This is a genomic window from Streptomyces sp. MA5143a, assembly GCF_900290235.1.
GTDB lineage: Bacteria > Actinomycetota > Actinomycetes > Streptomycetales > Streptomycetaceae > Streptomyces.
Window position 1 is genome coordinate 21197 of the sequence record NZ_OLMK01000035.1, and the last position, 6353, is coordinate 27549.

Consider the following 6353-nt stretch of genomic DNA (forward strand, 5'->3'; position numbering starts at 1 on the left):
TGAAGGCCGTATACGTCACGTATACTCGCCGCATGTCCGACGTCATGATCCGTGTGCCCGCCGAAGTCCGTGACCAGCTCGCCGCCGTGGCCGAGGCCCGGGGGACGAGTCTTCGTGCCCTCATGCAGGACATAGCCGCTCAGACACTGACACCCGAGCAGATCAGGGAACGCGCCGACCGCACCCGGGCCCTGCTCGCCGAGCGCTTCGGGCACGAGGTGTCCGAGGAGGAGTCGGCCGAGATGCGGCGCAAGATGCGGGAGGCGACGGACGCCCACCGGGCCGCCCTCGCGCAGGGGGAGCCGTCGCGTTGAGCCAGATCGAGCACTATGTTCTCGACGCGCCCACGCTCGTGGCGCTGGGCGGCGACAAGCAGGTCTCCGGCCTCATCCACGCGGCGGCGGCGAGCGCTGACGTACGTCTGTGGGTGCCCGTCCTGTGTCTTCTGGAGGCCGAACGCCGTCGTCCGGGCATGGTCGGCCACGTGGGTGTCCTGGTCGACGTGCTGTCCGTCGTCGACGATGACTACGCCATGGCCGTGACGGTTGCGGAACTGGGACGAGCGGGGGTCGCCCAGGACGCCTCGGCCGCCGTTCACGCCGCGAGGCCCAACCAGGTGATTCCGACGGGGGCGTTGATCGCCACAGTGGAACCGCGTGCCTACGACGGACTCGGGGTCGGGGTCATGGACCTGAGACGCTGACCGGCGGAGCGGGGGTTGGATACGCGATTCTGGCCCGCCCGCGGGTCGGACCTGTCTGACCTCGACCTGCTTGCCGCAGAGCGGCTTGAGATCGTCGAGGTCGGAGGTGAGTACAGTGACGGGGGGGCCGGGCCGCGCGAGCGGTGGCGGCGACGATCGCGTCCAGGGCGCACTTGTGCCCGCCGGTCCTGCCGCTGTCCTTCATCCGGGCGACGGCCTCCTTGGCGGTCTCCTTGGTGACCGGTTCCACGACAAGCCGGGACAGGGCCCAGGCGAGGCGGGCTGTGTGTGTTCCTTGGGGATCCGCTTCCACGATGGTGGCTGCGCTGGTGATCACCCTGACGTCCCGTTTTGGGCGACGGCGAGCCTGGCGGTCATGGTGCGGTCGCCGCGCAGATACAGGGACAGAGCCTCACTGTCGAGAACCCAGGTGCCGCTCACGCCACCGCCTGGCTGCCCTGGCCTTCGCCGAACATCTCGCGCTCGGCCGCGTCGATCTCTTCCTGGGTGAGGGGACCATGGATCTCCTCGTTCGTGGCGATGAGTTCGTCGAGCTGGTCGCGTTCGATCTGCCGCTGGATCGCGGCCTCCACATAGGCGGAGATGCCACGCTTACCGACGCGGGAACGGAGGGCCGCGATAGTGCCCTCGTGCATGGAGACCGAGACGGACTTGGTCGGGCCCTCGCCGGGCCCGTAGACGGCTTCACTCACCCAGCCAATCTGGCAGAACTTCTATGAGAACGTTTTCCTGGCAGTAGCGCGGCAGTCCACAGAAACCGATCCGCAGGATCGACGACGTCTACCTCGCCTCTCGCGCCGCCCGCGACCGCGCGTGGAACTTCGTCGGTCCCCAGAGGACCGGCGGCGCCACCGCCGGAAACTCGATTCTCAACGGCGTGGCCGCTGTGCGAGGGTCGGCCGGTGACTGTCTCCCGCCCTGATCCCGCCCCGCGCCCCCCGCTCGACCTGCTGCGCTGGCAGTTCGACCTGACCTGGTCGCTGTTCGAGTACCACCTGGAGAGGCTCGAACCCGACGACTTCCTGTGGGAGCCGGCCGCGCTCTGCTGGACGATGCGCCGGGCCGACGACGGCACGTGGGTGCCGGACTGGGCGGACACCGAGCCGGACCCGGTCCCCGTACCGACCGTCGCCTGGCTGAGCTGGCACATCGGCTGGTGGTGGAGCGTGGCCGCCGACCACGCCCACGGCAGGACGCCTCGCGAGCGGGCCGACATCGTCTGGCCGGGCCCGGGCGAGCCGACGGTCGCGTGGCTGCGGTCGCGGCGCGGGGACTGGCTGGAGGCGCTGGACCGCCTCACGGCGGCTGACCTGGAGACGACCGCGCGCTTCCCTTGGCAGGACGACCCCCGGCACACCGTGGCGCACATGGTGGCCTGGGTGAACGCGGAGTTGATGAAGAACGTCGCGGAGATCGGCCAACTACGCCTTCAGCGCGCGGCGGGCTGACGCTCTCCGGGGAGGGAGAGGAAGCCGGTCCAGGCGGTGGGGGAGAGGGTGAGGGTGGGGCCGGTGGGGTTCTTGGAGTCGCGGATGTGGATGGTGTGGGGGGTGGTGGCTATCTCGACGCAGTCACCGTCGCCGCTGCTGCTGTAGCTCGACTTGTGCCAGGTGAGGGCGACTTCGACACAGTCATCGCCGTCACCGCCGCTGTAGCTGCTTTTGAACCAGGCGAGTTCGGAGCTGCTCATAGGTTGCCTCGCATCCGCTGCAACAGGCTCACGGAGTCTTCGGAGGTAAGAGCCTGTGATCGCATCCTGGCATATCGCCGTTGAAGGACGCTGACCTCTTTCGCGTCGGATACGAGAATGCCTCCTCGTTGCCCCTCGCAGTAGCCGTACCAGCGGTTTTCCGTTGTTTCCAGAAGCCGCATGGGGCCGTCGAGCCCAGCGTGAGTCTCGCGCACCTGAGGCATGACCTGAATCTCGATGTTCCGCCACTGGGCGACCTCCAGGACGTGATCGATGAGCTCACGTGTTACTGCCGCGCCGCCCGTACGGCGAACGAACAGCCCCTCCTCCAGGATGAAGCCGAACTCGGTGTTCGGGCGCTCCCGCAGCAAGCGTTGGCGTTCCGCGCGGGCCGTCCACTGGGCCTCGATCTGTCCGTCGCCGAGTGGCGGCAGCTGGTTGTTGAACAACGTTCGCGCGTACGCCTCGGTCTGCAACAGACCAGGAATCAGGCGGCACTCGTACGTGTACAACGTGATCGCCGTCGCCTCCAACCGCGCCCACTTCCGGAACCACGCCGCCAACCCCGGCTGGCGCCCCAGGTGCTGTGCCGCCGCGAGCAGCGCCCTCGTTCCTCCCAGCGCTCGGTCCACCCCCTCCACGAACGCCGTGTCCGGTAGGCGGCGGCCCTGCTCCACCGAGGCCACCATGTGCTTCGAGTAGCCGATGGACTCGGCCAACTGCTCCCGGCCCAGGCCCGCGTGCTCGCGCAGGGCCTGGACCATCGCCCCGAACGTCCGCAGACTGTCGGAGACCTCCGGCTCGCCGCTGCCGCCCAGTACCGCCATGTCGCTGCTGTCGGCCCCCATCGGCCACCTCCCGCGCGCCCGCCCACCAGACCACACCGCTCAACGCACATCGTCACGTCACGTCACCAATACTGTCCAGCGAGTCACGACGTACGCCGCGTGAGCGTACGCGGTGTTCCGGTGGCCAAACGGCCCCCGCCGCGGCCAGATTGTTGGGCATGACCGCACCACCGTCTGCTCAACCCACCGCCACGGCGCCGTCGTTCACGCGCCGCTTCAGCTCGACCCCGCTCGGCGCCCGGCTCGCGAGACGCACGACGCTGAGCGCCCTGAACGCCTGGGGCATCCCGTACGGCTCCGACGTCTCCGAGCGCGCGGCCGTCGTCGTCGCGGAACTCGCGGCGAACGCCGTGACGCACGGCCGCGTGCCCGGCCGGGACTTCGAGCTGCGGCTGTCCCTGCCCACCGGCTCGCTCCGTATCGAGGTCACCGACACGCGGGGTGACGGCCGGCCGCCGGGCCCCGGTGCCGTGCGCGCCGCGGGTCCGCTGGACGAGTCGGGGCGGGGGATGGCGTTGGTCGAGGCGCTGGCCGACCGCTGGGAGGTACGGGAGCGGACGCCACCCGGCAAGACCGTGCTGGTGGAGATCGACGTGCCGGGGTGGCTGGCGCTGATGCGGCGGCTGGCGGTGGCGAGGCCGCCGAAGAGACGCCGTTAGCGCGCCACCGCGTGCCGTCAGTGCCGGACGTTCCGGCCGGGCCGGTTCAGGACACGGGTGGGGGCCTCGGCCCGAGTGGGTGGAGGGGGAGGCGGTGGCGGGGGCTGCCGTGGTCCTTGGGGCGGCGGCGGTGGAGAGGCCGGCGCCGGCTGCTCCTGGAGCAGGGGGAGCGGGGCGTGAAGGTGCCAGATGCCGGGGAGGTCGAGGCGGCCCTGGCGTTCGGCGAGCAGGATCTGCTGGACGGCGAGCCGCGCGTCCAGGACGCACTCCCCGCTGTGGATGGCGACGAGGTGGGCGTCGCGTACGACGGCGACGAGCCCGTTGATGTGGAAGATCAGGTCGAGCCAGATGTCGAGGGTGCCGACCTTGGCGCCGTCCAGGAAGACGTCGACGTACGGGCGGTGCTTGGACGCGATCTCGTGGCTCGCCAGCGCGACGACCTCCTCGCTGCCGGGGACGGCGCGGGTGCGGTGCGCGGCATCGGTCAGGGCCACGTGGCGTCGCCAGCCGCCGGCGGCCACGTCGAAGACGTCGAGGGAGAGGAAGGAGTCGATGGAGCCCGCCACTTCCTGCTCCACGGCCCGGTCCCCGGCGGGGGTCAGCGGGCGGCCGGTGTCGCCGAGGAGCCGCCGGGCCGTACCGCTGCCGTGCAGCGGGTCGGTCAGCGCGCCCGCCGGGTCGGGGCAGTCGGGGCCGAGGAGGAAGGAACGGACGGTGAACGGTGGTGCCGGTGCGGGCGCGGTCATGACGTCACCTCCGCGGGGTTCTCGGTGCGGCGGCCGTCCAGGGCGGAGTGCGCTGAACGGGCGGCGCGGGTCGTTCAGTCGAGGCGTTGGTCGCCGTGGTCGGGATGGGGTTCCAGTCGTACGGTGCGGTCCGGCGTCACACCGCTGCCGCGCCGTCGGAGCAGCTCGGCCGACCCGGTCCCGGACCCCGAGCGCAGCGCCGCCCGAACGTGATCGTGGACCCAGCGCGGCCCGCGGTGAACATGGTGCAGCAGGGAGGACAGCAGGGCTGCGAGCAGCAGGACCGCGAACAGGGAGGGACCTACGACCCATCCGACGGGGACAGCCGTGTCGCCTTCGCCGCTTCCGTCGGTATCGCCGCCCGAACCTCCGTCGTTCGTGCCGTTCCCGCTGCCGTTTCCTGCGCCGTTGGTGTCCCCGTTCGTGTCCCCATTCGTGTTGCCGTCAGTGGTGTTGCCATCTGTGGTCGTGCCATCTGTGGTCGTGCCGTCCGTGCTCGTGCCGTCCGTGGTGTTGCCGTCCGTGGTGTTGCCTTCGGTCTGGTTGCTGGTGGTGTTCCCGCTCGTCTCCTCGTCGGTCACCTCGAAATCTTCCTCGGCGTACCACTCGGGGTACTCCGTGCACCTGGCCTGTACGGGGTGCGTCTTCGCGCTCGCGTCGGCCGGAACGGAGAACGTCGTCTCGAAGGTCTCGTCGGTGACACCGGTGGTGGTGAGCCGGGTGCCGTCGTCCCACTCCAGGGTCACGTCGAAGCAGTTGAAGCCGGAACCTGTTGCCGTGACTTTTGTCCTGGGCGGGCCCTTGTCGGGGGCCAGCGTGAGATCGCGGTCCCTCTCCTCGGGATCCGTCACCGTGAACGTCGCTGATCCCGTGTAACCGTTGCTGCAGTACGCCTTCACGGTGTACGTGTCCGGTTTCGCCGTGGCCGGCACGACGAATGAGGTGCCCTTGCCTATGGTTCTGCCGTTCCAGGTGATCTTTCTGATGGAAGCGGCCCGCGGTGCCCCGGCCGCCGCCGCGGCCCTGGCCTCGGACAGTCCGAGCTCCAGGTCCCCCTCCTCGCTCGGGGTCGTCTCCGGCGGGGTGTTCGGGGTCGTGTGCGGGGACTCGTCGGGCGAGGTCTCCGGCGACGGTGTCTCATCGGTGCAGGCGCCGAAGCCGATCGTCACCGGGGTCTTCGGCGGTCCCTTGTCCGGGGTGAGAGTCAGCGGTGCCGGCTGGGCCACGGCACCCGGCGGGAAGAGAGCCGTCGGCCCCCACGCGATCGCGATGCTCATCAGCAGGGCGGTCAGCGCTCGCAGAGCGGATTCTGGGGCGGAGTGCATCAGCCGAGAAAGGTGAAGGTGTGACGAAGTGGTTGGGCGGCGGGCTCCTGGCAGGCCATGGGCCTCGGACGTCGCCTCTTCCATTGTCCCCCGTGCACCTGCTGCCCGCTCGTCGGCCCGTGGGGCTTGGACTCCTCGAACAGTGCATCCTTCAACTTCGGTTGCGGGCCGCGGGGAGGTCCAGGGACCGCGGGCCGCCCGGCGAGACGGTCCTCGTCGAGATCCATCTGCCGGGCCGGCGCTCGCCGGTGAGACGTCCGGCCGAACGCCGCCCGCCGAAGAGGCGTGGCCGGCTACGTCGGTCCAGGCGTGCTCCAAAGGGCAGGCACTAGGGCGCGTTGCGAAAGTAGCGTTGTCTGCC

Annotated in this window: 9 protein-coding genes; 4 read left to right on the forward strand and 5 right to left on the reverse strand. The window is 70.1% G+C overall.

Features of this window, described 5'->3' with window-relative positions; translation table 11 throughout:
* Positions 1-32: 32 nt before the first annotated feature.
* Positions 33-314, forward strand: a complete 282-nt coding sequence (locus SMA5143A_RS17860; RefSeq protein ID WP_107463922.1) for an Arc family DNA-binding protein — start codon at positions 33-35, stop codon at positions 312-314.
* Positions 311-703 carry a hypothetical protein gene (locus SMA5143A_RS17865; RefSeq protein ID WP_107463915.1) on the forward strand — a complete coding sequence of 131 codons (393 nt, stop codon included), beginning with the start codon at positions 311-313 and terminating at the stop codon, positions 701-703. The genes SMA5143A_RS17860 and SMA5143A_RS17865 overlap by 4 nt, the downstream gene beginning before the upstream one ends.
* 437 nt (positions 704-1140) lie before the next feature.
* On the opposite strand, the gene SMA5143A_RS17875 is transcribed toward SMA5143A_RS17865, so the two are convergent.
* The gene (locus SMA5143A_RS17875) at positions 1141-1416 is read right to left on the reverse strand and encodes a hypothetical protein (RefSeq protein ID WP_375136503.1); all 276 of its coding nucleotides are present in this window, start codon (positions 1414-1416) and stop codon (positions 1141-1143) included.
* 210 nt (positions 1417-1626) lie between these two features.
* On the opposite strand from SMA5143A_RS17875, the gene SMA5143A_RS17880 reads away from it, so the two are divergent.
* Entirely contained in the window at positions 1627-2172 is a 546-nt protein-coding gene (locus SMA5143A_RS17880) for a DinB family protein (RefSeq protein ID WP_107463916.1), read from the forward strand.
* On the opposite strand, the gene SMA5143A_RS17885 is transcribed toward SMA5143A_RS17880, so the two are convergent.
* Both SMA5143A_RS17885 and SMA5143A_RS17890 read right to left on the reverse strand, forming a co-directional pair.
* Positions 2154-2414, reverse strand: a complete 261-nt coding sequence (locus SMA5143A_RS17885; protein WP_107463917.1) for a DUF397 domain-containing protein — start codon at positions 2412-2414, stop codon at positions 2154-2156. The genes SMA5143A_RS17880 and SMA5143A_RS17885 overlap by 19 nt on opposite strands.
* Positions 2411-3262, reverse strand: a complete 852-nt coding sequence (locus SMA5143A_RS17890; protein WP_107463918.1) for a helix-turn-helix domain-containing protein — start codon at positions 3260-3262, stop codon at positions 2411-2413. The genes SMA5143A_RS17885 and SMA5143A_RS17890 overlap by 4 nt, the downstream gene beginning before the upstream one ends.
* A 158-nt stretch (positions 3263-3420) precedes the next feature.
* On the opposite strand from SMA5143A_RS17890, the gene SMA5143A_RS17895 reads away from it, so the two are divergent.
* Positions 3421-3921: an ATP-binding protein gene (locus tag SMA5143A_RS17895; RefSeq protein ID WP_055523330.1), complete on the forward strand. Its 501-nt coding sequence runs from the start codon at positions 3421-3423 to the stop codon at positions 3919-3921.
* Between the two features lie 17 nt (positions 3922-3938).
* Here SMA5143A_RS17895 and SMA5143A_RS17900 read toward each other — a convergent pair whose 3' ends face one another.
* On the reverse strand, positions 3939-4667 hold the full coding sequence (locus SMA5143A_RS17900; RefSeq protein WP_107463919.1) for a hypothetical protein: 729 nt from the start codon (positions 4665-4667) through the stop codon (positions 3939-3941).
* 74 nt (positions 4668-4741) lie between these two features.
* Complete coding sequence (locus SMA5143A_RS17905; RefSeq protein WP_107463920.1) at positions 4742-5944, reverse strand: hypothetical protein; 1203 nt, start codon at positions 5942-5944, stop codon at positions 4742-4744.
* Positions 5945-6353 lie beyond the last annotated feature (409 nt).

Coding starts and splice junctions, on each gene's coding strand:
- SMA5143A_RS17890 (WP_107463918.1), bottom strand. CDS start 3,262: ATGGGGGCCGACAGCAGCGACATGGCGGTACTGGGCGGCAGCGGCGAG.
- SMA5143A_RS17905 (WP_107463920.1), bottom strand. CDS start 5,944: ATGAGCATCGCGATCGCGTGGGGGCCGACGGCTCTCTTCCCGCCGGGT.
- SMA5143A_RS17895 (WP_055523330.1), top strand. CDS start 3,421: ATGACCGCACCACCGTCTGCTCAACCCACCGCCACGGCGCCGTCGTTC.
- SMA5143A_RS17860 (WP_107463922.1), top strand. CDS start 33: ATGTCCGACGTCATGATCCGTGTGCCCGCCGAAGTCCGTGACCAGCTC.
- SMA5143A_RS17885 (WP_107463917.1), bottom strand. CDS start 2,414: ATGAGCAGCTCCGAACTCGCCTGGTTCAAAAGCAGCTACAGCGGCGGT.
- SMA5143A_RS17900 (WP_107463919.1), bottom strand. CDS start 4,667: ATGACCGCGCCCGCACCGGCACCACCGTTCACCGTCCGTTCCTTCCTC.